Source organism: Arthrobacter sp. UNC362MFTsu5.1 (genome assembly GCF_000685965.1).
Lineage (GTDB): Bacteria > Actinomycetota > Actinomycetes > Actinomycetales > Micrococcaceae > Arthrobacter.
The window spans coordinates 133,116-158,380 of sequence record NZ_JMLE01000007.1 but is presented as its reverse complement, the minus strand read 5'-3'; the positions used below and the strand labels follow the sequence as shown (position 1 = coordinate 158,380).

Genomic DNA, 25,265 nt, shown 5'->3' with positions numbered 1-25,265 from the left:
CGCCGATGGCAGCCCGAATGGCCGTTTTCTGCGCAGGGCGCGCGCAGGGAGGGGCCTAACTAGTCAGGAGATGAACCGGGGTCGAAAGACACCGGCGCGGGCGAAGTCTGCGGGTGGCCGCTGACCGGGACTGCTTGGTTCAGCGGAACATCCATGTGAAAGTCGGAAAGCCAGGCGGCGCCGCCGGCTCCGCTGCCTGAAGACTGGCTGCTCCCCGACCCGGACCCCGGAACAGCCGGCAACGCAGCGGGGTACGGTGTTTCGTCGGCGGGGAGGGGTGCTTCGAGGCTCCCGGCATGAGGAGTTGGCAGCGTCCGGGAATCTTTAGAGGCGGACACTACCGCTGATTTTGCTGGGTCGGCGGAGAGTTCGCGGGAACTTTCAGGTCCTGCGCTTACGGGCACCACCAAAGATGGTGTGACATCGCCGGCGGTCCCACCCTCCCAAGCAGACGCAGCAGGAACAGCCGGGAGCAGCGCGGCACCGTTATCCGGAAGCAACTCAACACCCGTCAGCAGCTCACCAACCGGGTCCACTGCCGCGTCAAGGGCGGGAAGGGCGTCGCTGGCTGCAGGCACTACCTGCTGGACTATTTCGACGACGATTCCGTTGGCCGCCTCGACAACCGGTGCCGTGATGGTGCCGACGCTCCCGGACGGGACGACCGTGTTCACCAGCGGGACAGCTTCAATCAGTTGGTCCACGGTGCCGGTGGCAGGGCCGGTGATCGGACTGAGAAGGCCGGCATGTTCAGTCGTACTTGGCTGGCCGGAAAGTGCTGCACCGCCCGGCTCGATCGCGCTCGGAGCGCCCGGAGCAACGGATGGAGCCGCGGCGGCAAGGGCGCCTGCGACGGGACGGACTGCGGCTTCGGTGACTGAGGAAGCAGAAGAGCTGACGTTCCCAAGCAATGAAGCGGGATCTGATGCCGCGTCAGCGCTGGCGCCGGGGGCCGACAGGGTCAGCCAGGCTGTGGCTGCTGCGCCGGCAAAGAGCAAAGGTCGGAGCGCGCGCCATGACAAATGTTTCATGTGCAACACCCCCCCGGCTCCTCGAAAAATCGACGATTGCCTACAGCCTAGGCACGACCAAGAGCGGGAGTCCAGAGGTTTAGGACAAATAATCCGGCGAATTGATTATTTCCCGTCCTTGCTAATCCGAGTTAATGGGCATCATTCGGGTAGCTCACGCCCAGCTGTGCACGGACACCGTCAAACAACCGCATGACATTCAACGTATCCTCAAGCGGCACGACGGGGCTCTCCGTGAGTCCTTGCTGGATGCATCTGGTGACCTCACGGAGCTCGTAAGAATAACCGCGGCCCACAACGTCGAAGTGTTCGGTGCGCGGTTCCGCCATGCCGACCCTGATCAGGATTTCCTTTGGATTGTTGATTGAGCCCATGGTGTGCAAATAACCCAGGCTTCCCGCGACGGTTGCTGCCCGCGGACCGTAGGCCATCAGCGACGATGTCAGCTGCGCCTGCGCGCCGTGGTGGTACCCCAGGGTCAACGCATTCTGGGTGTCCACGCCGTCGTCGTTCACTGATCCGGTGGCGCTGACTGTCTGCGGAAAACCCAAGGTGCCCAGGGCCCAAAGCAGGGGATACACCGTCAGGTCAAGGAGGGCGCCCCCGCCGTCCTTGAGTGCCCACAGCCGAGCGCTGGGGGAGTAGACAGCCGGGAAGCCGAGATCCGCGGTGACCCACTGAATTGTCCCGAGTTCCCCGGACGCCGCGATTTCGAAAGCCCGCTGCATGCTCGGCAGGAAACGGCTCCACATCGCTTCCATCATGAAAAGCTTCTTCGCACGCGCGAGGTTCACAAGTTCCGCGGCTTCCCGCGCGTTGATGGTCAGCGCCTTTTCGCACAGCACATGCTTGCCCGCCTGGAGGGCGGCCAACGCAACTTCGTAGTGCTGTGCGTGCGGAGTGGCCACATACACGACGTCCACGGAGTCGTCGGCGAGGAGCCGCTGGTAGCCCGGCCCGCCGTCGTCGTCCCCGTAGGCCCTGGCAAAGCCGTACTCGGCCGCGAAAGCATCAGCCGACTTCTGGCTTCTCGAGCTGACCGCATAAAGCTCCGCATCAGCGAGAAGGGCCAGATCCTGAACCATCGACCGGGCGATACTGCCTGTCGCCACTACTCCCCACCGCAGGGTGCGTCCGGTGGAAGAACGGGGATCCTGGTCGGACTGGCTGAATAGCCACGGTTTCGCGATGGGGGCGCTCATTGTGCCATCCTCTCATCCGGCTGCGAGGGCGTTGGGGAAAACCCCGCAGGAAGTGAGAGAGGGTCCGAATATTTCGTGCGGAAAGTGAGAGAGCGTCCGGTTAAAAGCCGCAGGAGCTGAGAGAGCGTTGGGATACGCCCTGCTCAGCTCCCGCTTGCGCGGGGAGCTTCCCGGCTACGCCGTAGCGGCCGCTGCCACCCTGGCGCGGGCGGGCTCCTCGGTCAGGCGGCCCTGTTGGAGTCGGAAGCGGCGGTCCGTCTTGTTGGCGAGCTGGCGGTCGTGGGTCACCACCAGGATGGTGGTGTTGTGGTCGCGGCTCAGCGAGCTGAGTAGCTCGATGATGTGTTCGCCGGTCTGCTCATCCAGGTTTCCGGTCGGTTCATCGGCGAGGATCAGCTTGGGTTCGTTGGCCAGTGCCCGGGCAATCGCGACGCGCTGCTGCTCGCCGCCGGACAGTCGGTTGATGCGGCGCACGTGCTTCTCCGGATCCAGCTGCACCTGCTCCAGCAGCTCCTTGGCCCTGGCCAGCCGCACTGACTTGCGGACCCCGGCAAACTCCATCGGCAGCATCACATTGTCCACGGCGGACAGGTTGGGGATCAGGTTGAACTGCTGGAACACGAAGCCGATGTCGCGGCGCCGGTACTCGGTCAGCTTGCCGTCGGGCATGCTGGCCAGGCTGACGCCGTTGACCACAACGTCTCCGCTGGTGGGCTTGTCCAGTGCCCCCAGCAGGGACAGCAGGGTGCTCTTGCCGCTGCCGCTCTTGCCCACGATTGAGGCGAGCGTGCCCTGTTCGAGTTCGAAGCTGACGTCGTTGACGGGTTTGATGGTGCGGTCGCCGGACTTGAAGGTGCGGACGAGATTCTTGACTTGGATCATGGTTACTCTCCTCGGAGGACTTCGATGGGGCGGATGCGGGCGGTCAGGAGTGCAGGAACCAGGGCTCCGATGATGGCCACGCCGAATACTGCGGCGATGCCGGCGGCGATCACGCCGGGAGAGGCGCTCGCGGTGACGGTGGTCAGGAGCTGGGATGCCCCGCCGAACGGCCCGTTCTGGCCGCCCGGGAAGCCGGCCCCACCGCCCGGGAAGCCGGCCCCACCGCCCGGGAAGCCGGCCGCCCCGCCGGGCATGCCGCGCCCGGTGGTTGCCGCCGTCGTCGTACTGGTGTTGGAGCTGATCAGTGCGGAGGCGATGCCGCCGCTGGCGAAGGAAGCGACGGCGGCACCCACCACGCTGCCGAGCGCCACCAGGACCAGCGCCTCCAGGACAAACTGGAGTCCGATGGTGCGGTTCGGAGCGCCGATCGCCTTGAGCACACCGATTTCACGACGGCGCTCGCGGACCAGCATCACCATGATCAGCAGGATGATCAGGCCGGCCGTGCCCAGTGCCGCGACGAACGCGATGAACGAGATGTTCTTGACGCTGTCCAGCGAGCTGACGGCGGTTTCGAGGTTCTGGCCCTGGGTGACGTCGGCCTTGTCGGTGCCGAGTGCGGCCTGCACGGCGGTCTTGGTGGAATCGACGTTTTCCAGGGTGTCTACCGTGACGATCATGGTGGACAGCTCGCCCGGCAGTGCGGCCAGGGTCTGGGCGGAGGGGAGGGTGACGTAGAGGGCGTTGTTGCCGAACGTGGTGCCGGCGTCGAACAGGCCGGCCACGGTGTAGGTCTTGTCGTTGATGGTGAACGTGGAGCCGACCTTCAGCCCGTTTTTCTCGGCGAGGGTGGTGCCCAGGAGCGCGTTGGTTGATTCGGCGGAGTAGTCGCCCAGGCCGCTGCCTTCGGTGATGGACAGGGCCTTGCCGGTGCTGTCCACCTCGGCGCCGATGCCCGTGGCGGTGATCGGGAGGCTGCGGACGGGCTGGGTGGCGCCGGTGCTGCCGGTGGTTCCCTCTGCTGCCTGGTTGCGGCCGCCGAGCGTTCCGGCATCGACGGCGGCGGTGAGGCTGGTGGTCAGTGTGGTGGTGTTCTGGCCGCCCGGTCCGCCCTGCCCTCCGCCGGGGCCGGTTCCCTGGGTCCCGCCTGCTTGGGTTCCGGCGGCGGACTGTGCGGCGGCTTGTGCTGCCGTTTCCGTGGCGTTGCGCAGCCGCAGCGCCTTGGTGCCGACGACGCTGGTGACGTTGGGTACGGTGGCCGCGGTGGCGGCCTGCTCTGCCGTGAGCGGTTCGCCGCCGCCTTCGAAGCCCTGGCCGCCGGCCGGATTGACGGTCAAAACGGTGCCCACGGATGCGTTCAGTTCAGCGACTTTGGCGGCAACCGCCTGGTTGGCCACCAGCATGGACAGGGCCAGACCGATCGCGACGGCCAGCACTGCCACCACGGCCCCGGTCCGGACCTTGTTTCTGAAGGCATTGCCTATACTTCGGGCGAGGACGCTCACGGTACTCCTAGAATCTCTGGCCGGACGGAATGACCGGCTGCTGATCCAACAGTGGTGCGCGTGGCTGTGCGGAGAACGGGCCGAAGCTATGTTTGCGCTGTGAAGGGCGGCGGCAGTGGGCGGCGGCAGGGGGCGGGGCCCGGGGAACGCAAGAGCCCCGGCCCACCCTGTCGGGTGAGCCGGGGCTCTTCACTGTCCTGAGGAGCGCCTCAGCGCGGGACTACTTGGTGATCGGGCCGAGTACCGGATCGTCCACGTAGGCCGTCTTGACGTTCTCCTTGGTCACGATGACCGGATCCAGCAGGTAGGCCGGAACAGTCTTGACCGTGTTGTTGTAGGACTTGTCATCGTTGATCTCAGGCGTCTTGCCGGCCTGGATGTCCTTGACCATGGTGATTGCGTGCTCAACGAGCTTGCGGGTGTCCTTGTTGATGGTGGAGTACTGCTCGCCGGCCATGATGGACTTCACGGACTCAACTTCGGAGTCCTGGCCGGTGATGACCGGAAGCGGCTTGCCGGCGGCCTTGACGGACGTCAGGACCGCACGCGCCAGGGTGTCGTTCGGGGACAGGACGCCGTCCAGGGAAGCGGTGTTGTAGCTGCCGGTCAGCAGGGTGTCAGCCCTGCGCTGGGCGTTCTCTGCCTTCCAGCCCTGGGTGACAGCCTGCTCGAACGAGGTCTGGCCGGAGACAACCTTGAGCGTGCCGTCGTCGATCTTCGGCTTGAGGACACTCATGGCGCCGTCGAAGAAGACCTTGGCGTTGGCGTCATCCGGGGAACCGGCGAACAGTTCGATGTTGTACGGACCGGAAGGCTTCTTGGCCTTCATGCCGTCCAGCAGCGCCTGGCCCTGGAGTTCGCCCACCTTGAAGTTGTCGTAGGCCACGTAGTAGTCCACGTTCTCGGTGTTCAGCAGCAGGCGGTCGTAGGCGATGATGGTGGCGCCGGAGTCCTTGGCCTGCTTGAGCTGGGTACCCAGCTGGGCGCCGTCGATGGCACCTACGATGATGACCTTTGCACCCTTGGTGACCATGGCGCTGATCTGGTTCTGCTGCTCGGAGACGCCGCCGTTGGCGAACTGCACGTCAGCCTTGAAACCGGCTCCGTTCAGGCCGTCGTTGAACAGCTTCTCTGCCAGCACCCAGTTTTCACTGGTCTTCTGGGGGAGCGCGACGCCGATCGAGGAGTTCTTGGGGAATGCCTCGCCGCCGCCCGTGCCACCGCCTGTGGTGCCGGTTTCGGAGCGGCCGCAGGCTGTCAGCGCCAGTGCCGCAATAGCAGCGATTGCTGCTGCCTTTCCTGCTTTACCAATCATTTGCATTGCTTGGTTCACTTTCTATAGATGGTGTGCGGAGAATCGTGGGGGAGCGCTCAGGCTTCCTTGCGGATGATGTCCTTGGTTGCTGTCGTCTCGTCCGGCTGGAGCTCGGTGCTCTTGCCACCAAAGTTCTTCATCATCATGCCGATGATGGATTTCTTGCCCTGGGTCTTGTTGTAGACGTCGAAGGCGACGGCGATGAGAAGGACGAGGCCCTTGATGATCTGGGTGAGGTCCGCGCCGACGCCCAGGAGCTGCAGGCCATTGTTCAGGACAGCCATCACCAGGCCACCAACGATCGAGCCGATCACCGTGCCTACGCCGCCGGTGACGGCAGCGCCGCCGATGAAGACTGCAGCGATGGCGTCCAGTTCCCAGCCGACGCCGTCAAACGGGCCGGAGGCGGTGGAGCGGCCCACGAAGATCATGCCTGCCAGCCCGGCAAGGACGGACATGTTCATCATGACCAGGAAGTTGACCTTCTTGGACTGCACACCGGAGAGTTCGGCTGCGTGCCGGTTGCCGCCCACGGCGTAGATGTGGCGGCCGACGATGGTCTTGGAGGAAATGAATCCGTAGATGAGGACCAGGACGGCCAGGATCAGGCCCGGGATCGGGAAGGAGGTTCCCGGGCGGCCTGTGGCGAACAGGTACGTGGCGTACAGGATGGCGCCGCAGATCAGGACGAGCTTGAGGATCATCACCCAGGCTTCGGGGACTTCAGCGCCGAGGGCAATGGCCCGGCGGCGTGAGCGGACTTCGCTGAAGATGACGTAGGCAACGGCCAGCAGGCCCAGCAGCAGGGTGAGGTTGTTGTATCCCGTGGACGGCCCCACCTCGGGGAGGTAGCCGGATCCGAGGTACTGGAAGTCGTTGGGGACCGGGATGGTGTTGGACTTGCCGACAAACTGGTTGAAGCCGCGGAAGAGCAGCATGCCGGCGAGGGTCACGATGAAGGCGGGAATGCCGACATAAGCGGTCCAGAACCCTTGCCAGGCCCCGATCAGCGCCCCGAGGGCCAGGCCGAGCAGTACGCCGGCGTACCAGGGGATGCCCCAGTCACGGATGGCCAGGGCCACGGTGACGCCGACAAACGCTGCCACCGAGCCCACGGAGAGGTCGATGTGGCCGGCGATGATGACCAGCACCATGCCGATGGCCAGGATCAGAATGTAGGAGTTGCCGTTGAAGAGGTTGATGACGTTACCCGGGGTGAGCGTGCGGCCCTCGGTGAAAATCTGGAAAAAGACGATCAGTGCAACCAGGGCGAAGATCATGCCGAATTGGCGGGTGTTGCCGCCAAATAGCTTCTTGAGCGCGTTCATTGTTTCGGTCCTTGTGTCTGGAAGGTTCTGGAGGTATCCAGAAGGTCAGGCGGCGGTCTTGCGGGCGGATGTCATGAGCTTCATCAGGCTTTCCTGGCTGGCTTCATCCTTGTTCAGGACGCCGGTGATGGCGCCTTCGAAGATCGTGTAGATGCGGTCCGAGAGTCCCAGCAGTTCAGGCAGTTCGGAGGAAATCACGATCACTCCCTTGCCCTGGTTGGCCAGCTGCTGGATGATGCCGTAGATCTCGTACTTGGCGCCCACGTCGATGCCGCGGGTGGGCTCGTCGAGGATCAAAAGGTCCGGATCGGTGAACATCCACTTGGCGAGCACCACCTTCTGCTGGTTGCCGCCCGAGAGTTTGGCGACGCCTTCTTCCACTGAGGGCGTCTTGGTGCGCAGGGACTTGCGGTACTGCTCCGCAACGGTGAATTCCTTGTTGGGGTCCACGATGTTGTGCTTGCTGATTTTCTTCAGGTTCGCCGCGACCGTGGTGGTCTTGATGTCATCGAGGAGGTTCAATCCCAGGGACTTGCGGTCCTCGGTGACGTAGCCCAGCCCGGCGTCGATCGCGTGGCGCACCGAGCGGAGGGTGATCTCCTTGCCGTCCTTGTAGATGTGGCCGGAGATGAACCTTCCGTAGGAACGGCCGAACACGGAACGGGCAAGCTCGGTGCGGCCGGCGCCCATAAGCCCGGCAAAACCGACAATCTCGCCGCGTCGGACGAAGAAGTTGGAGTTCTTGCAGACCAGGCGGTCCTGGATCTGGGGATGCCCCACGTTCCAGTCCTTGACCTCGAAGAACACCTCGCCGATTTTCGGTTCGTGGTCCGGGAAGCGTGACTCCAGCGTGCGGCCCACCATGCCCTTGATGATGCGGTCCTCGTCCACGCCGTCGGCCTTCACGTCGAGGGTCTCGATGGACTTGCCGTCACGGATGATGGTGATCGAGTCCGCGATCTGCTCGATCTCGTTCAGCTTGTGCGAAATGATGATGGACGTGATGCCGCGGCCCTTGAGGCCCAGCATGAGGTCCAGCAGGTGCTGGGAGTCGGATTCGTTCAGGGCCGCCGTGGGCTCGTCGAGGATCAGGAGCTTCACCGACTTGCTCAGCGCCTTGGCGATTTCGACGAGCTGCTGCTTGCCGACGCCGATTTCCTTGATGGCGGTATCGGGATCCTCGCGCAGGCCCACCCGGGCGAGCAGTTCGGTGGACCGCGTCCGGGCCTCGGCCCAGTCGATGATGCCGCGTTTGGTGGGCTCGTTGCCCAGGAAGATGTTCTCCATGATGGAGAGTTCCGGGATGAGCGCGAGTTCCTGGTGGATGATCACGATGCCGGCCTGCTCGCTGGCACGGATGTCCTTGAACTGCTGGACTTCGTTCTGGTAGACGATGTCGCCGTCGTAGGTCCCGAACGGATACACACCGGACAGGACCTTCATGAGGGTGGACTTGCCGGCGCCGTTCTCACCACAGATGGCGTGGATCTCGCCGGCCTTCACCCGCAGGCTCACCTCGGACAAAGCTTTAACGCCGGGGAATTCCTTGGTGATGGAGCGCATCTCGAGAAGGATCGGATCGCTTTGCGTGGTCTGGGACGTCATTTGCCCTTACGCCTCCAATGCATGACTTCGTTGTCCGCCCTGCAAACCGCAGGGCCGTCTGATGAAAAAGTAAACTTGATCACAGCCGTTGTCGTCAAGTCTTTAACGCAACGGCCAGATAACGAATAGGTTCAGGAGCGGCGGATTCCCGCATGCTGGAAGACCAGTGCGGCGGCCCCGAGGGCCTCCGCGCGGTCCCCGAGCGAGGACATTGTCAGTGTTGTGGTCTCGCCGATGACGGGCACCGCGTGGCGCACCAGGCCCCGCCGGATGGGGTCCAGGAGCAGGTCTCCCAGACCCGCCAGGGGGCCGCCCATCACAATGACTTCGGGGTTGATGAGGTTGGCCACGTTGCCCAAGGCCCTGCCCACCGCCAGGCCGGCGTCGTCGATGACACGAAGTGTCGCTGAGTCCCGCTCCAGTGCCTTGCGGACGATGTCCTCCGCGCTGAGCGGTTTTTCCTCACCGCGGCTGAGGAGCTCGATCATGGTGGTTGTGGAGGCAATGGTTTCCAGGCACCCCCGGTTCCCGCAGCGGCAGATGAGGCCGTGCTCGTGGATGGTGGCGTGGCCGATTTCGCCGGTGATGCCCACGTTGCCGTAGTACGGGGCACCGTTGAGGATCAGCCCGGCGCCAATGCCCGAACCGATCTTCATGAACATCAGGTTGCTGATGCCGCTGTGGGGTCCCCACGTGACCTCTGCCAGGGCGCCAAGGTTGGCGTCGTTGTCAATGAACACGGGGAAATTCAGGGTCTCTTCAAGGTAGTGCAGGATGTTGATGCCCACCCATTCGGGAAGGATGGCACCCTGCGCCACAGTGCCCGTCCGGCGGTCGATGGGGCCCGGGATTCCGACGCCGGCCCCTACTATGGCGCTGCGTTCCACGCCGCTTTCCGCCAGAAGTTTGGCAAGGAGTTCGACGGCGGCCCGGATGCCTTCGTCGGCGTGGTGGCCCAGCGGCAGCAATACGGATTCCTCGGCGATGATGTGGTAACTCAGGGTTGCCAGGACCACCCGGAGGTGCCGCCGCCCGAAGTCGATTCCCACGGCGACCGCCCCGTTGCTGTTGAGCCGGACGTTCAGTGCGCGCCGGCCGGAACTGGTGATCGGCTCCGTGGACGCCAGCCCGGCGTCCTGCATGATCTTGACGATGTTGGAGACAGTGGCGGTGGACAATCCGGTCTGCCGGGCGAGTTCAGCCTGGGTTGACGGACCGTTCAGCAGGCACTCGATGATCCGTTGCTGGTTCAAGTGCCTCAGGGCGGACTGTGAACCAGGGTTCTTGGTTCGGCTCCTCGTTGAGCGCGGTGATGAGGGCATGCAAAGAAGCGTGCACCATCTGCACCGTTGTAGTCAAGAAGTTAACGCAAGGCACCATTGCAGCACCCCCGCCGCACGCACGGACGTTCCGCACTGCGAGCCCCTGTTTCCGGGTGGAAATGCACCTACGGCACAGTCTGCACCCTCGCTACGCTGGTAGGAAGAGGCTGCAAGAAGAGGCGGCCCGCGTTCCCCGCGGGCATCCCGGAGACTATAGAGGTGGTAACGGTGCTGCTGGCACTCCTGCAGGCGAACGCCGCCGTACTGGATGTGGACGCCAACTGCGCGGCAGTTGAGGATGCGGCCCGGACGGCCGCCGCTGCCGGGGCGGAGGTGCTTCTCACCCCGGAGCTGTTTCCGGTGGGGTATGCGCCCCTGCGGGTCCGGGCGGGATTGGATCCCGCCAGGCTTCCGGCCATCCGCCGGACACTGGCCGGCATCGCGCGGAAGAGCGGGATCGCCCTGGTGTACAGCCTGCCCGCCGTCACCGCGGACGGCCGGTGGCAGATCACCTCCACGCTGGTGGACCGCGAAGGGGCCGAGTTGCTGAACTACGCCAAGGTCCACTTGTTTGGCGCGGACGAGCGCCAGGCGTTCAGCCCGGCGGCTGAACCTCCCGCCGTCGTGGACTTCCACGGCATCAAAACGTCCATGGTGATCTGCTACGACGTCGAGTTTCCCGAAGCGGTGCGTGCCGCCGCGGTCCGCGGCGCAGAACTGCTCCTGGTCCCCACCGCCCTGTCCCAGGGATTCGACTCCGTTCCGCAGGTCCTGCTGCGCGCCAGGGCGCTGGAGAGCCAGCTGACGGTGGCCTACGCCAACCACGCAGGGGAGGAGGACGGCTGTGCGTTCCTGGGCGGCAGCGTCATCGCCGGCCCCGACGGCAGCCTCCTGGCCGCTGCAGGTCCGGCGCCTGGACTGCTGTACGCCGAGGTGTCCGCCGCCAGCGCCCGCGACGCCCGGGAAGCCGTGCCGTACCTCAGGGAGCGGAGGCCGGAGCTCTACTCGGACTGGGAGGGCGCAGCCTCTGTCGCGGGGGGAGATTCGTCCACGTACTGAAGGGCGAACCAGAGTTCCGCGCGGACCTGGGCCTGGTTGAGGTCGGTGTCCAGGAGTTCGGCCAGGGCGTTGATCTGGCGGCGGACACTGTTCCGGTGCAGGCCCAGCGCCTTCGCCGTGGCGTCCCAGCTCCCGTTCTCTCCCAGCCACGTCCGCAGCACCGCCAGCTGGGCGGCCCGCCGCTCGGGATCCTCCTGGCCAAGGACCGGTTCCAGCAGGCGTGCCGCCAGCATGGTTCCGGCTTCGCGGCCAAGCAGGCCGGCCACGGACCAGGTCACCTCGTCCACCCGGGCGCTCCGGCCCGTTGCCTGAACCCGGGCGCGTAGCGACGTCACCCGCCGGTACGCGGACGCGAGCGCCTGGAACTCGGTGGCATCCCCGATCACCAGGCGCCAGCCGAGTTCCTCCGCCTCGGCCAGCAGGGATTCGTCGACCTTGAGGCGGGTGATGGCGGCAAAACCGTAGTCGGTGATCTCCACGAGCTTGGTGTCGAACATCCGGCGCCACTGCAGGAGTTCCCGGACGGGACTGTCGCCCGCAGGGCCGCCGGGTTCGGCCTTCACGCCCTGGACCACCCGCAGGGGTGCCGAGCGCGTAGAGGAGGTGCTCTGCGCCAGGAGGTCCTTGAGGCCGTTGATGTGCTTCGTGCCGCCGGAGGCCACGCTGTCCGGATGCAGCAGCAGCGCGGTCGCAAGCTGGCTGGGTGCCAGCGAGCCGCTGGTCCGCTGCCGCACCAGCAGTTCCAGGAGCCCCACCACCGAGGACACCACGCTGTTCTGTGCCGGGGTGAGCGGTCCGGCCGAGCCCAGGATCAGGGCGCCGAGGTTGGCGTCGCGGGTGCTGCGGAGCGGGTGGCCGAACACCGTGGACGGCCGCGGGTCCTCGAGGGACTCCATCTCAACGCGGGGGCCGCTTCCGGCCAGCAGCCGTTTCAGCAGCGGCTGCAAAGCGGAAAATTCGACGGCGGCGGGCGGGTTTGCCCCTGCCCCGGCGGTTCCCGCCGGGCTGGCAGCGCTGCCGTTGCTGTTGCCGCTTCCGCCGCCATCGGCCGCGGCCCGGGCGCGGATCCTGCCGTCGGCTCCGACGAACAGCGCCCAGACCGGAACCCGCTGCACCAGGGCCGCCAGGAGTTCGTGCTCCGGCCTGGCCGACAGGACCGCCCGCATCAGCTGCCTGTTGGTGTCCGCCAGCTGCCGGAACACCCTGGCGTTGTCCGACTCCAGCAGTTGCGAGAAAGCCAGTCCGATCGCCGCGAACGGAACAGTCCTGGGAAACTCCACCAGGGTCAGGTTGTGGCGCCGGCACGCCGCCAACACGGTCTCCGGCACGGCGTCGAAGTACGGTTCCAGTCCGAACCCCAGGGCCCCCACCCCGGCGCCCACCAGCCGCTGCACATACGCGTCCACCTTTCCCTCGCTGCCGCCCTCGCCGAGGAACGGCAGGCCGGCAGTGAGGATGAACTCGCCGTCGAGCAGGTAGGGCGTCGGATCCTCCAGCTCGCTCGGCTCCACCCAGCGGAGCATCCCGGCGCCGTTGCCGCCGTCGTGGAGTACTTTCAGCTCCGGCGGCAGCTTCTGCAGGAACTGCTCCAGCGAGACGAAGCCGAGCCGCTCGACCGCTGCCTCAGGCGCCAACGGGAGCACCGGCTTCCTGGTAGTCCGGGCACTCGTAGGCGCGCGGCAGGCGCGGGGCGATCCGGTTGATGATCTCGTCGCCGTGGCTGCCGATCGCCGCGCCCCAGTCATCGGCGCTCGCGGCCCCCGTGCGCGGATCGCCAAATAGCACAGCTGTGTCACCAACGGCCACGCCCTGTGCGTCCGGGCCCAGGTCCACCATGAACTGGTCCATGCAGACCTTACCGATTACCGGGACACGGCGGCCCCCGAGGAGGATCAGGCTGCGGCCCGTGATGCCCTTGGGGATGCCGTCCGCGTAGCCCAGCGGGATCAGCCCCAGGTACCGCGGCTCGTGCGTGATGGCCTGGTGCTCGTAGCTCACCCCGGTTCCGGCGGGCACTTTCTTCACCAGCACCACCGGCGCCGTGACCGTCAGGGCGGGACGCAGGCCGTAGTCGGCCGGAGCCAGGTGGTCGGCCGGAGCCAGCCCGTAGAACGCCAGGCCGGCACGCACCATATCGAAGGCGAATTCCGGCCGGTCAAGGATGTTGGCCGAACTCGAGACGTGCCGGAGAGCAGGTTCCAGGCCCGCCGCCCTGGCCGCGCGGACGGCCTCTTCGAAAGCCTGCACCGCCGCCAGGTTGGCCGGGTGCGCCGGAACGTCGGCCCAGGCAAGATGCGTCCAGACACCGCGCACGCGGAGCATGCCGTCACGTTCTGCAGCCCGGGCAGCGGCGACGAGTTCCGCCCAGTCCTCCGCCCGTGCCCCGCCGCGGCTCAGCCCCGTGTCCAGTTCAAGATGGACGACGGCGGGACGGCCCAGCTGGCGGGCCATGCCGGCCACGACGTCGAGCTGGGCGACGCTGCCCAGTGACACATCGACGTCGTACTCCAGCGCTTCCCGGATCGTCTCGCTGGAGGCTGCCGCGAGGTACAGCCAGGACAATACCGGAGCGGTGATGCCCGCCCGGCGCAGGGCAATCGCCTCATGAAGCTGCGCCGTTCCCAGCCAGTCCGCACCGGCCGACAATGCCGTCCGGGCGACGTCAACAAGTCCGTGGCCGTAGGCGTTGCCCTTCACCACGGCCATGAAGTGGGGTGCCGCCGAGCGCTGGCGGAGGGTCCGGATGTTGTCCGCGATGGCCGAAAGGTCAACGCTGACCTGTCCGGTCAGCGCCGTGTTCCGCATGCTATCGGTGTGTGCATTAAGTCTCATGCCAGAAGACTATAGGTCATTTTGCACAACGATGAGAGGTGGCTCACAAACCTAAGCTGGACCAGGGGAAAGCCGCTAACTACTCACGAACGGACGTCAATGATGACTGTGCCTACACTCACCGGCCGGCCGCCGGCAGCTGCCCGCCGTCCGGGCCTGGCTGCACAACTGCTGCGCCGCAAGCCGATCGGCCAGATGGTCAGCGAGGCCGACAGCGGTCATGGCGGCACCAAGCTGGTCCGCAGCTTCGGGGTCCTGCAGCTGACCATGATCAGCGTCGGCGCCACGCTGGGAACCGGCATCCTTGTCATCCTTGGCGAGTCAGTGCCGCTGGCCGGCCCCGCCATCTGGATTTCGTTCGCCATCGCCGGACTCGCCGCCCTGCTCTCCGCCGTGTCCTACGCCGAAATGGCCGGCCTGGTCCCGGTGGCGGGCTCCAGCTACTCCTACACCTACGCCACGATGGGCGAAGGCATGGCCTGGATCTGCGGCTGGTGCCTCGTGCTGGAGTACGCGGTGTCGGTGGCCGCAGTAGCCGTCGGCGCAGGCCAGTACGTCAACGAGTCCCTCGCGGTGTTCGGGCAGGTCCTGCCGGACGCCATCTCGCAGCCGCCCGGGGACGGCGGCATCATGAACATCCCGGCTATGGTCATCGTGGTCCTCGCGACGATCCTGCTGGTCCGCGGGGCCAGGGAGAGCGCCTGGATCAACACCGCGATCGTGGTGATCAAGGTGGGCATCCTCCTCTTCTTCTGCGCCGTCGCATTCACGGCGTTCAACGCAGGCAACTTCGAGCCGCTGCTGCCGATGGGCGCGGCAGGCGTCTCGGCCGCGGCGTCGACGGTCTTCTTCTCCTACATCGGCTTCGACGCCGCCTCCACGGCCGGCGAGGAAGCGCGCAATCCCAAGCGGGACCTGCCGCGCGCCATCATGCTCTCCATGGTCATCGTCACCACCATCTACGTCCTCGTGGCTGTCGCTGCCATCGGCGCCCGCCCCTGGGGCTGGTTCGACGGCACCGAGGCCGCCCTGGTGAAAATCCTCGAGGAAACCACAGGCCAGCCGTGGATCGCCCTGGTCTTCGCCGTCGGCGCCGTGCTGGCCATCGCCAGCATCGTCCTGACCGTCCTCTACGGCCAGACCCGCATCCTGCTCTCCATGTCCCGCGACGGACTCATCCCCAGGATCTTCGGCCGCGTCTCTTCCCGCACCGGCACGCCGGTTTCCGGGACCGTGATCGTGGGCGTCCTCGTGGCGCTTACCGCAGGGCTGGTTCCGCTCGGTGACCTGGCGGACGCCACCAGCATCGGCACCCTGTTCGCCTTTGCCCTGGTGAACGTGGCCGTCATCTACCTGCGCCGCAACCGGCCCGAACTCAAGCGCACCTTCCGCGTGCCGCTGTTCCCGCTGACCCCCATCCTCGGCGCGCTTATGTGCGCCTACCTCATGGCCAACCTCGGCGCCGACACCTGGGCGGTCTTCGGCATCTGGATGCTGGTGGGCCTCGCAGCCTACTTCGGCTACGGCCGGAAGCACTCCAGGGTGGCGGCCCTGGGCCACGAGGAATACCGTGAACTGAGCGGGCGCGAAACTTCACCACTGTCCACCCCCGAACCGATGAAGGCAGACCTTTCATGACCATCGCCACCGAACTGCCGGCCAACAACCCCGCCACGGCACCCGGCGCCCAGGCCGCGGCCACCGCGGACCGGGCAGCCGACGCCCCGATCACCATGCTGAACCCGGACTTCCCGTTCAGCTACGACCACTATCTCGCGCACCCGGACGGCCTCGGCTCGGTCCCGCCCGAGATGTACGGTACCCAAGTGGCGGTGGTCGGCGCCGGCCTGTCAGGCCTGGTCACGGCCTACGAACTGATGAAACTGGGCCTCCGGCCGGTCCTGTACGAGGCCGACCAGATCGGTGGCCGCCTCCGGACTGCCAGCTTCCCGTCAGCTCCCGGCGTGGTGGCGGACCTCGGCGGCATGCGGTTCCCGGTGTCCGGCAAGGCGTTTTACCACTACGTGGACCTGCTGGGCCTGCAGACCCAGGACTTCCCCAACCCGTTGGCCCCGGTCACCTCCAGCACAGTGATTGAACTGGCGGGCCAGAAGCACTACGCGAGCACGCCGGCGGACCTGCCGCCGTTCTTCCGTGAAGTGGCGGACGCATGGAAGGCGGCAGTGAACGACGGCGCCCGGTTCAGCGAGATGCAGGACGCCATCCGGGCGCGGGACACGGACCGGATCAAGGAGATCTGGAACGAGCTCCTGCCGTTGATGGACGAACAGACGTTCTACGGCTTCATCGCGGCCAGCGAGTCCTTCAAGGAGGCGGGCTTCGCGCACCGCGAGGCGTTCGGGCAGGTGGGCTTCGGCACCGGCGGCTGGGACACAGACTTCCCCAACTCCATCCTCGAGATCCTCCGTGTCGTCTATACCGACGCCGATGACCAGCACCGGCTCATTGCCGGGGGAGCGCAGCGGCTCCCCGAGGCACTGTGGCAGCACGCGCCGTCGGGCATGGCCCACTGGCCGGAAGGGACGTCACTGGCGTCGCTGCATTCAGGTTCCCCGCGGGGCGCCGTGGACCGCATCAGCCGGGACGCCAACGGCGACCTGCGCCTGCGCGAACGCTGGGGCCGGGAGGCGAGCTATCCCGCCGTCGTCACCACGTGCCAGTCATGGCTGCTGTCCACCCGGATCCACACCGAGGAGGCACTGTTCCCCGCGGAGCTGTGGACGGCGATCGAGCGCTCGCACTACATGCAGTCCTCCAAGACTTTCGTAATGGTGGACCGCCCGTTCTGGAAGGACACGGATCCGGAGACGGGCAGGGATGTGCTGTCCATGACCCTGACAGACCGGTTGAACCGCGCCACCTACCTGCTGGACGACGGTCCGGACAAGCCCGCCGTCATCCTGCTGTCCTACACCTGGAACGACGACGCGCTGAAATGGCTGGCGCTCGACGCGGACCAGCGGGTGGAGCTCATGCTGCATTCCCTGGAGCAGATCTACCCGGGGGTGGACATTGCCAGCCACATCATCGGCCAGCCCATCACCGTCTCCTGGGAAGCGGACCCCAACTTCATGGGCGCCTTCAAGGCGAACCTGCCCGGGCACTACCGCTACCAGCAGCGGCTGTTCACGCACTTCAAACAGGACAAGCTGCCGGAAGCCCAGCGCGGGATCTTCCTGGCCGGCGACGACGTATCCTTCACGGCCGGCTGGGCCGAGGGCGCCGTCACCACCGGCCTCAACGCGGTGTGGGGCGTGGTGAACCACCTGGGCGGCCGGTCAGCCGCCGGGAACCCGGGACCGGGCGAGCTGCTGGACGCACTGGGGCCGATCAGCCTGGACTAGCCGCCCCTGTGGTCGAGCTTGGCGAAACCCGGAAGCGGGCCTAGCCTGCGTGGAGTTCCCGGTGCGCCTGCGCCAGTTCGCGGTAGTGGGCGGCGTTGCGCTTCACGCCGTCGAACTCCTCGTCGGTGAGTTCACGGCGGACCTTCGCCGGGACGCCGGCCACCAACGACCGGGGCGGGATGACGGTTCCTTCGAGGACCACGGCGCCGGCGGCCACCAGCGAGCCGGCGCCGATCACCGCACCGTTCAGGATGGTGGCGCTCATGCCGATGAGGCAGTCGTCCTCGACAGTGCAGCCGTGCACGACGGCGCTGTGGCCCACGCTGACGCGGGCCCCGACGCTGCACGGGAAGCCCGGGTCGGCGTGCAGCACAACATTGTCCTGCAGGTTGCTGCCCTCACCCACGGTGATGGCGGCGGTGTCGGCCCGCACGGAGACGCCGTAGAACGCGCTGGCGTCCGCGGCCAGGGTGGCGTTGCCGATCACGGAGGCGCTGGGGGCGACGAAGACTGAAGGGTGGACGTCCGGGCTGGTGCCGGCGAAAGGATAAAGAGGAGCCATGTGCCCAGCCTAGGACACTGCTCCGGCCGGCATTCGGAAGCAGGCCCCCCGGGCTGACTTTGTGGCCTAGTGACGCCGCCGACGGGTCTCACTACCATGGGGCCATGGAACTACGGGGTTTTGGCCCGTCAGGGCTTCAGCTGCAAGGACTTCACCTGCGGACGGAGGGTGGCGGAGGGCCCGGCCGGTTCCGCCGGCTGATGCGGCGGATTGAGCAGCTGGAGGCCCTTGACCCGGCCGTCAGTGCGGCCGAGCCGCCGGCCGGCCGCCTGGTCCAGAACAGGCGTCTTCGCAGCTTCCTGCACGGCGATGCAACCGGAATACCGCTGCACGGCATCCTGACCGACGCACCGTTTGGCGCGTGGTTCATGGCCATGTACCTGGACCTGTACTCCGACCCGGGGGCGCAGCGGGCGGCCACGCGGCTAGTCGGCCTTGGCGTCATCACCGCCGTTCCCACCGCATTATCGGGATGGGCCGAATGGTCCTTGGCCGGCCGCGGAACGAAGCGGGTCGGTATCGTCCATGCCGGGCTGAATGGCGCAGCAGTGCTGATCTTCGCAGGGTCCTGGGCCGCACGGCTCCGTGGCCGGCGCAAGCTCGGTGTCGGCCTGGCGCGGGTCGGGGCTCTCGTCTTGATGGCAAGCGCGATGCTCGGCGGCTACATGGGCAGCGCGCGGCGGGGTGCTTAGGACAGCGCACGGCCCCCAACTAGGTAGCAGCAGGTGTCGTTTTGAGGGCTCATAACGGCACCTGCTGCTACCTAGTTGGGCTGGGCACGGGGAGTGCGGAGGACCAGGAACTGGTAATGCTGCGTCCAATGGCCCGCACCCGGCCCGGACTCCGCGCCCGTGCCTTCCGGCCACGTCGTGAACTCCTCAATCCGGCCGTGCCGGCCGAAGATCCGTTGGAGAGTCCCGTCGCTGCGGCGGCTGAAAAAGCGCGGCGGCTGGATCTCGTCTTCGGGGTTGAGGACCTCCTCATCGTCACCGGACCAGAGCCCGACGGCGATCAGCGCTCCCGGCGCGGCCACCCGCACGAGTTCCCGGACGACGTCGTCGATGTCCTTGTTGGGGATATGCAACAGGGTGCTCATGGTCCACAGTGCCGGGAAGGCGCCGTCGGCGAAGGGCAGGCTCCTCACACTGGCGACCGAGACATTCAGTCCCTTGGACGTCGCCAGCCGCACCTGCTCTTCGGAGATGTCCACGCCCGTGTAGTGGACGCCGGCCTGGACGAACTTCAGCCCGTCAATGCCCGCGCCGGAGCCGATTTCCAGCACGGCGTGCCTGCCTTCAGCCTTCAACCGCGCAATAAACCGCTCCCGCTGCTGCACCCGCTGCGGAGTCAGGGGATGCTCAGGATAAAGTACAGCGCGCTGGTTGTAGAACGCGGCCAGCCGGTCCTCGCCGCTGAGCTCCGGGGCTCCGGGGTCCTCCCCAGCCGGGGCCACGTCCTGCCCGGACCCTAGTTGAAGACGACGGTGCGGTTGCCGTCCAGCAGCACGCGGTGCTCTGCGTGCCACTGGACGGCCTGGGCCAGGGTGCGGCCTTCCACATCGCGGCCCATCTGTACGAACTGTTCGGCCGTGCGCCGGTGGTCCACGCGGATGACTTCCTGTTCGATGATGGGCCCCTCGTCGAGGGCGGCAGTGACGTAGTGCGCCGTGGCGCCGATCAGCTTGACGCCGCGGGCATGGGCCTGGTGATACGGCCTGGCGCCTTTAAAGGACGGCAGGAAGGAGTGATGGATGTTGATGGCCTTGCCGGTGAGCTCGGTGCAGAGCTCGTTGGACAGGATCTGCATGTAGCGGGCCAGGACGGTCAGCTCGATGTCCTGCTCCGCGATGATCTGGCGCAGCTGGTCCTCGGCCTGGACCTTGGTGTCCGCAGTGACCGGGATGTAGTGGAAGGGAATGCCGTAGAACTCCGCCAGCCCGGCCAGGTCCTGGTGGTTGGACACGATGGCGGGGATCTCGATGGGCAGCGTGCCGGAGCGCTGCAGGAACAGGAGGTCGTTGAGGCAGTGCGCCGACTTGCTCGCCATCAGCAGCGTGCGGACCTTCCGGCCGGCGGGGTTGAGGCTCCACTCCATGCCGAAGGCCTCCGCCACGGGCTGCAGCGCGGCGTGGACTTCAGCCTGGGACGCGTCGGTGGTGGCTTCGACGCGCATGAAGAACGTGCCGGTCGCGTGGCTTCCGTACTGCTGCGAGTCCGTAATATTGCAGCCGGCCACGAGCAATGCTCCAGCCACGGCATGCACGATGCCGGGCCGGTCCGGGCAGGAAAGGGTCAGAACATAGGCGGAGGTCAGCTGGTCTTCAGTCACGAAGAACAGCCTACCCGCGCCGGAGGCCCCGTTCTCGACGGTATTCAGGCGGGATGCACACGGTATTCAGACGGTACCCGGGAAGGTTTTGATAGGCTTATCCGGTCGCAACTGGCGTTGGATGGCTAACCATCAGGGAGCGGCACTGACGAAGACCACGGATCGTACGCCTGGGCCGAGGGTCATGTTTTGCCGGCCGGCAGTTAACCGCTGCCGCTCCTCTTCGAAGTCCTGCCCGCAACCGGGTTTCCCCTCACCGGGTTTCCCCGTAATCAAGGGGGCAGGGCAACGTCACAGCCGGTAGCCTGACCTTAGCAGCGCCCATCCCTAGCCAGGAGTTCCACGTGACCACTTCTCCGACTTCCGTTAGCACGTCCGCCACCGTCAGCAACCTGCCGCTGGCGGAGCTCGACCCCGAGATCGCCGCAGTACTGGACCAGGAGCTTGGCCGCCAGCGCGGCACCCTGGAAATGATCGCCTCGGAAAACTTCGCCCCGCGAGCCGTGATGGAAGCCCAGGGCTCCGTCCTGACCAACAAGTACGCCGAGGGCTACCCGGGCCGCCGCTACTACGGCGGCTGCGAATACGTGGACATCGCTGAGCAGCTGGCGATCGACCGCGTCAAGGACCTGTTCGGCGCAGAATACGCCAACGTCCAGCCGCACTCCGGCGCCCAGGCCAACGCCGCTGCACTGTCCGCCATGATCACCCCGGGTGACAAGATCCTGGGCCTGTCCCTGGCTCACGGCGGCCACCTGACGCACGGCATGAAGCTCAACTTCTCCGGCAAGCTCTACAACGTGGCTGCCTACCAGGTGGAGCAGGACAACTTCCGCATCGACATGGACAAGCTCCGCGAGCAGGCCATCGCCGAGAAGCCGCAGGTCATCATCGCCGGCTGGTCCGCCTACCCGCGCCACCTGGACTTCGCAGCCTTCCGCTCGATCGCCGATGAAGTCGGCGCGCTGCTCTGGACCGACATGGCCCACTTCGCCGGCCTGGTGGCCGCGGGCCTGCACCCGAGCCCGGTGCCGCACTCCGACGTCGTCACCTCCACGGTGCACAAGACCCTCGCGGGACCCCGCTCCGGCGTGATCCTGGCCAAGCAGGAATGGGCCAAGAAGCTCAACTCCAACGTCTTCCCGGGCCAGCAGGGCGGACCGCTCATGCACGTCATCGCTGCCAAGGCCGTTGCCTTCAAGATCGCCGGCACCGCTGAGTTCAAGGAACGGCAGGAGCGCGTCCTCGAGGGCGCCAAGATCATCGCCGACCGCCTGAACCAGGCTGACGTCGCAGAAGCCGGTGTCTCCGTGCTCACGGGCGGCACCGATGTGCACCTGGTCCTGGTGGACCTGCGCAACTCGCAGCTGGACGGCCAGCAGGCCGAGGACCTCCTGCACTCCGTGGGAATCACCGTGAACCGCAACGCCGTTCCGTTCGACCCCCGCCCGCCGATGGTCACCTCCGGCCTGCGTATCGGTACTCCCGCCCTGGCCACCCGCGGCTTCGGTGCCAACGAATTCACCGAGGTTGCCGAGATCATCGCCACCGCCCTGAAGGCCGGCTCCGCCACCGACATCGAAGCCCTGCAGGCCCGCGTGGACAAGCTTGCCGCCGACTTCCCGCTGTACCCGCAGCACGAACAGTGGTGAACCCGTCCATGGCGCAGACCGCGAAGATCCTTGACGGCAAGGCTGCTGCAGCCGCCATCAAATCCGAGCTGGCCGAGCGTGTCGCGGCCCTGAAGGCCCGCGGCGTCACCCCGGGCATTGCCACAGTGCTCGTGGGCGCGGACCCTGCCTCCCAGCTGTACGTGTCCATGAAGCACAAACAGTCGGTGGAGATCGGGATGAACTCGATCCAGCGTGAGCTTCCGGCCGATGCCACCCAGGCCCAGGTCGAGGCCCTCATTGACGAACTCAATGCGGACCCCGCCTGCCACGGGTACATCGTGCAGCTGCCGCTGCCCAAGCACCTGGACACCGACGCCATCCTCGAGCGGATCGACCCCGACAAGGATGCCGACGGCCTGCACCCGACCAACCTTGGCCGGCTGGTGCTCAATGTCAACGGCGAGATCACTTCGCCGCTGCCGTGCACGCCCCGCGGCGTCATCGAGCTCCTGGAGCGCAACGGCTACAACCTCGCCGGCAAGCACGTCGTGGTGGTTGGCCGCGGCGTCACGATCGGCCGCACGATCGGCCTGCTGCTCACCCGGCGGGCCGTGAACGCCACCGTCACGCTGACGCACACCGGCACCGAGAACCTTTCGGAGCTGCTGCGGCTGGCGGATGTCATTGTGGGCGCGGCGGGTGCCAAGCACATCGTCAAGGCTGCGGACGTGAAGCCGGGCGCGGCGCTGCTGGACGTCGGCGTCACCCGTGAAACCGATCCCGAGACGGGCAAGAGCAAGGTCCACGGCGACATCGATCCCGCCGCTGCCGAGGTGGCCGGCTGGATTTCGCCGAACCCCGGCGGCGTCGGTCCCATGACCGTGGCGCTGCTGATGACCAACGTGGTCGAAGCCGCGGAACGCAAAGTGGCGGAACGCCACGCCGGCGTCGCCTGAGTTACACGGAATGCAAACAGGGCGCCTACTCCCGCGGGAGTAGGCGCCCTGCGCCGTTAAGCGGACGACGCAGGTAGGCCGCCGCCGCTAGGCTCGGAGTATGCCGCGCCGATTCCAGGGTCCGCCCACTGCCTTCCTGGTGATCGGAGTGGCCGTTGTCCAGGTCGTGGGCACGATCTTCGCCGCTGCCCGGCAGCCCGACCACCGGCCCCTGGACGTCCTGGCTTTCGTGCTGCTGCTTGCCGGCCCGGCCGCGTTGTCCCTGCGCCGGCGCCGGCCCGCCGCGATGTTGCCTGCGGCTGCAGCGGCGACCATCCTCTACCTTGCCGCAGGCTACCCGTGGGGTCCTGTCCTGCTGTCCCTGGCACTGGCCATCGTCTTCTCGGCGGCCGCCGGACGACGCTGGCAGACCTGGACCGTGGCCGGGACCTGCGCGGCGGCGCTGGCTGCCTTCTTTATGGCCGGCGGGGACGAGGGCGCCCTGATCCGCGCCGTCGCCGGGACGTCCTGGCTGGTGATCCTGGTGCTGCTGGGGGAGGGTGCCCGGCTCCGCCACGAGCGCGTGGCCGAAAGGCGGCGGCAGCGCGAGTCCCGGGAGCAGGCCGCCCGGGACGAATACCGGCTCGCCCTGGCCAGGGATATCCATGACGTTGTGGCGCATTCCTTGTCCCTCATTAACGTCCGCGCGTCAGTGGCGCTGCACCTGGGGGACCGGGACCCGGAACAGTTCCGTCCCGCCCTGGAGGCCATCAAAACGGCCAGCAAGGAGTCCCTGGACGAAGTCCGCCAGCTGCTGGGCGTGCTCCGGGACGACGCACCGCTGCGCCCGGCCGCGGGTCCCGGGTTGCGGAAACTGCCCGAGCTCGCCGAGAACGCGCGGCGCACGGGACTGGACGTGAAGCTGGACATCCGGACGGATCCGGACACCGGCGGGCCGCCCGCCGCAGCCGAAGAGGCCGCCTACCGCATCGTGCAGGAGGCCCTCACCAATGTGGTGAGGCACGCCGGGGCCGGCCGCGCCGCCGTCGTGGTTGACGTTCCCGCCGACGGGCCCGACGCCGGACGCCTCACCGTCACGGTCGACGACGACGGCCGCGGAGCCGCCGGGGCACCGGAAGGCAACGGCCTGCGGGGGATGCGGGAACGCGCCGCCGCGCTGGGCGGCACAGTACGGTTCCTGCCGCTCAACCCGGGTTGGCGGGTCCAGGCAGTGCTGCCGCTGGGCAGCTACCCCAACGACGGCGACCAGAACGGGGACCGGGCATGATCCGCATCCTGATCGCCGATGACCAGACCCTCATCCGGGCCGGATTCCGCGCACTCCTGGATGCCGAACCGGACATGGAGGTCGTGGCCGAATGCGGCACCGGCGACGACGCCGTGCGGCTCGCTGCACGCGAGAGGCCCGACGTGGTGCTGATGGACATCCGCATGCCGCAGGGCGACGGATCGGGGCGACGCGCAGGATCCTGGCCGATCCGACGCTTCCCGGGACACGGGTCATCATCCTCACCACCTTCGAGCTTGACGAGTACATCGCCGAGGCAGTGCGCGCCGGCGCCGCCGGCTTCCTGGTCAAGGACACCGAACCGGAGGAGCTGCTCCGCGCCGTGCGCGTAGTGCACGACGGCGACGCGCTCCTTTCGCCGTCAGTGACGCGGCGGATCATGGCCCAGTTGGCCCTGCAGCCCCGCGCGCCCGGCAAGCCGTCCGATGCCGTGCTGGACCGGATCACCGAACGCGAACGGGAAGTGCTCCGGCTGGTGGGGGAGGGACTGAACAACGCCGAGATCGCCGGGCGGCTTTTCATCACGCCGCTGACCGCCAAAACCCACGTCTCCCGGATCATGACCAAGCTGCAGGTACGTGACCGCGCGCAGCTGGTGGTGCTGGCTTATGAGTCGGGCCTGATCCGCCCGGGCTGGAGCAGCTGAGGACTCCCGGCTGCCTCCCCGGGTAGTAGGGCGCATGCCCCAAGTGCCTCCCCCCGCCGGACGACGGCGCAGAGCGCCGAAACCAGACTTGAAGCGGAGCCGAAATCCGGCCCGTTGAAAGTCTGGAGCTGACATGTTGACTGCAATAAGCACTGCCTTTGGGACCGTTCCCGCCCATGCGCCGTGGTACGACGGCGGCTTCTCGCCCTGGTTCCTGCTGTTCCCGCTGTTCTGGATCCTGGTGATAGGCCTGTTGATTTTCGTTGCCCGGCGCACGTGGCGGACCAACCATCGCTGGGCCGCCCGCCAAGGCGGCGAAGGGGTGCTCCGGGAACGCTACGCCCGCGGGGAAATCGATGAAACGGAGTACCGACAGCGCCTGCAGGTCCTGCGCGGCGAGGAAAAGTAGGCGGGTTCCGGCGGCCC

General features: G+C 66.8%; 21 protein-coding genes and 1 pseudogene. 9 read left to right on the top strand and 13 right to left on the bottom strand.

Translation table 11 applies throughout. The features are described 5' to 3' along the window. Positions 1 to 59: 59 nt before the first annotated feature. The 8 genes from BS38_RS0109120 to BS38_RS0109085 form a co-directional block, all read right to left on the bottom strand. A complete protein-coding gene (locus tag BS38_RS0109120) occupies positions 60 to 1,031 on the bottom strand; it encodes a hypothetical protein (protein ID WP_043438163.1) in 972 nt (323 codons plus the stop codon). Between the two features lie 131 nt (positions 1,032 to 1,162). After that, positions 1,163 to 2,233, bottom strand: coding sequence for a Gfo/Idh/MocA family protein (locus BS38_RS0109115; protein ID WP_028270521.1), 1,071 nt, complete (start codon positions 2,231 to 2,233; stop codon positions 1,163 to 1,165). A gap of 174 nt (positions 2,234 to 2,407) precedes the next feature. Further along, complete coding sequence (locus BS38_RS0109110) at positions 2,408 to 3,115, bottom strand: ABC transporter ATP-binding protein (RefSeq protein ID WP_028270520.1); 708 nt, start codon at positions 3,113 to 3,115, stop codon at positions 2,408 to 2,410. Positions 3,116 to 3,117: 2 nt separating this feature from the next. Continuing rightward, positions 3,118 to 4,620, bottom strand: coding sequence for an ABC transporter permease (locus BS38_RS0109105; RefSeq protein WP_028270519.1), 1,503 nt, complete (start codon positions 4,618 to 4,620; stop codon positions 3,118 to 3,120). Between the two features lie 220 nt (positions 4,621 to 4,840). After that, positions 4,841 to 5,941, bottom strand: a complete 1,101-nt coding sequence (locus BS38_RS0109100; RefSeq protein ID WP_028270518.1) for a substrate-binding domain-containing protein — start codon at positions 5,939 to 5,941, stop codon at positions 4,841 to 4,843. Positions 5,942 to 5,991: 50 nt separating this feature from the next. Next, positions 5,992 to 7,263: a multiple monosaccharide ABC transporter permease gene (gene mmsB, locus BS38_RS0109095; protein ID WP_028270517.1), complete on the bottom strand. Its 1,272-nt coding sequence runs from the start codon at positions 7,261 to 7,263 to the stop codon at positions 5,992 to 5,994. A gap of 45 nt (positions 7,264 to 7,308) precedes the next feature. Further along, the gene (mmsA, locus tag BS38_RS0109090) at positions 7,309 to 8,868 is read right to left on the bottom strand and encodes a multiple monosaccharide ABC transporter ATP-binding protein (protein WP_028270516.1); all 1,560 of its coding nucleotides are present in this window, start codon (positions 8,866 to 8,868) and stop codon (positions 7,309 to 7,311) included. A 131-nt stretch (positions 8,869 to 8,999) separates the two neighbouring features. Continuing rightward, positions 9,000 to 10,190, bottom strand: coding sequence for an ROK family transcriptional regulator (locus tag BS38_RS0109085; RefSeq protein ID WP_028270515.1), 1,191 nt, complete (start codon positions 10,188 to 10,190; stop codon positions 9,000 to 9,002). 228 nt (positions 10,191 to 10,418) lie between these two features. Between BS38_RS0109085 and BS38_RS0109080 the strand changes: the two genes are divergently transcribed. Next, positions 10,419 to 11,249: a nitrilase-related carbon-nitrogen hydrolase gene (locus BS38_RS0109080; protein WP_051628816.1), complete on the top strand. Its 831-nt coding sequence runs from the start codon at positions 10,419 to 10,421 to the stop codon at positions 11,247 to 11,249. Here the strand turns inward: BS38_RS0109080 and BS38_RS0109075 are convergent. Both BS38_RS0109075 and alr read right to left on the bottom strand, forming a co-directional pair. Further along, positions 11,192 to 12,883: a PucR family transcriptional regulator gene (locus BS38_RS0109075; RefSeq protein WP_028270513.1), complete on the bottom strand. Its 1,692-nt coding sequence runs from the start codon at positions 12,881 to 12,883 to the stop codon at positions 11,192 to 11,194. The genes BS38_RS0109080 and BS38_RS0109075 overlap by 58 nt on opposite strands. Further along, complete coding sequence (alr, locus tag BS38_RS0109070; RefSeq protein WP_051628803.1) at positions 12,873 to 14,081, bottom strand: alanine racemase; 1,209 nt, start codon at positions 14,079 to 14,081, stop codon at positions 12,873 to 12,875. Before alr ends, BS38_RS0109075 begins: the two co-directional genes overlap by 11 nt. Positions 14,082 to 14,183: 102 nt before the next feature. Here alr and BS38_RS0109065 point away from each other — a divergent pair, with 102 nt between their 5' ends. Both BS38_RS0109065 and BS38_RS0109060 read left to right on the top strand, forming a co-directional pair. Beyond that, positions 14,184 to 15,719: an amino acid permease gene (locus BS38_RS0109065; RefSeq protein WP_028270511.1), complete on the top strand. Its 1,536-nt coding sequence runs from the start codon at positions 14,184 to 14,186 to the stop codon at positions 15,717 to 15,719. Continuing rightward, positions 15,716 to 17,446 (top strand): flavin monoamine oxidase family protein, encoded by a 1,731-nt coding sequence (locus tag BS38_RS0109060; RefSeq protein ID WP_028270510.1) that lies wholly within the window; start codon positions 15,716 to 15,718, stop codon positions 17,444 to 17,446. The genes BS38_RS0109065 and BS38_RS0109060 overlap by 4 nt, the downstream gene beginning before the upstream one ends. A gap of 40 nt (positions 17,447 to 17,486) precedes the next feature. On the opposite strand, the gene BS38_RS0109055 is transcribed toward BS38_RS0109060, so the two are convergent. Then, positions 17,487 to 18,008, bottom strand: a complete 522-nt coding sequence (locus BS38_RS0109055; RefSeq protein WP_028270509.1) for a gamma carbonic anhydrase family protein — start codon at positions 18,006 to 18,008, stop codon at positions 17,487 to 17,489. A gap of 104 nt (positions 18,009 to 18,112) precedes the next feature. Between BS38_RS0109055 and BS38_RS0109050 the strand changes: the two genes are divergently transcribed. Then, complete coding sequence (locus tag BS38_RS0109050; protein ID WP_028270508.1) at positions 18,113 to 18,700, top strand: DUF2231 domain-containing protein; 588 nt, start codon at positions 18,113 to 18,115, stop codon at positions 18,698 to 18,700. A 71-nt stretch (positions 18,701 to 18,771) separates the two neighbouring features. On the opposite strand, the gene BS38_RS0109045 is transcribed toward BS38_RS0109050, so the two are convergent. Beyond that, positions 18,772 to 19,461, bottom strand: a complete 690-nt coding sequence (locus BS38_RS0109045; RefSeq protein WP_028270507.1) for a class I SAM-dependent methyltransferase — start codon at positions 19,459 to 19,461, stop codon at positions 18,772 to 18,774. Between the two features lie 14 nt (positions 19,462 to 19,475). Next, the gene (purU, locus tag BS38_RS0109040; RefSeq protein ID WP_028270506.1) at positions 19,476 to 20,336 is read right to left on the bottom strand and encodes a formyltetrahydrofolate deformylase; all 861 of its coding nucleotides are present in this window, start codon (positions 20,334 to 20,336) and stop codon (positions 19,476 to 19,478) included. Between the two features lie 344 nt (positions 20,337 to 20,680). Between purU and glyA the strand changes: the two genes are divergently transcribed. From glyA to BS38_RS0109015, 5 genes and pseudogenes are all read left to right on the top strand, one after another. After that, the gene (gene glyA, locus BS38_RS0109035) at positions 20,681 to 21,988 is read left to right on the top strand and encodes a serine hydroxymethyltransferase (protein WP_028270505.1); all 1,308 of its coding nucleotides are present in this window, start codon (positions 20,681 to 20,683) and stop codon (positions 21,986 to 21,988) included. 8 nt (positions 21,989 to 21,996) lie between these two features. Beyond that, positions 21,997 to 22,905, top strand: a complete 909-nt coding sequence (locus tag BS38_RS0109030; protein WP_028270504.1) for a bifunctional methylenetetrahydrofolate dehydrogenase/methenyltetrahydrofolate cyclohydrolase — start codon at positions 21,997 to 21,999, stop codon at positions 22,903 to 22,905. Positions 22,906 to 23,005: 100 nt separating this feature from the next. Then, entirely contained in the window at positions 23,006 to 24,172 is a 1,167-nt protein-coding gene (locus tag BS38_RS24780; protein ID WP_051628802.1) for a sensor histidine kinase, read from the top strand. After that, positions 24,169 to 24,839: pseudogene (locus tag BS38_RS24775) on the top strand (response regulator). Before BS38_RS24780 ends, BS38_RS24775 begins: the two are co-directional and overlap by 4 nt. 133 nt (positions 24,840 to 24,972) lie before the next feature. After that, positions 24,973 to 25,248: an SHOCT domain-containing protein gene (locus tag BS38_RS0109015; RefSeq protein WP_051628801.1), complete on the top strand. Its 276-nt coding sequence runs from the start codon at positions 24,973 to 24,975 to the stop codon at positions 25,246 to 25,248. Positions 25,249 to 25,265 lie beyond the last annotated feature (17 nt).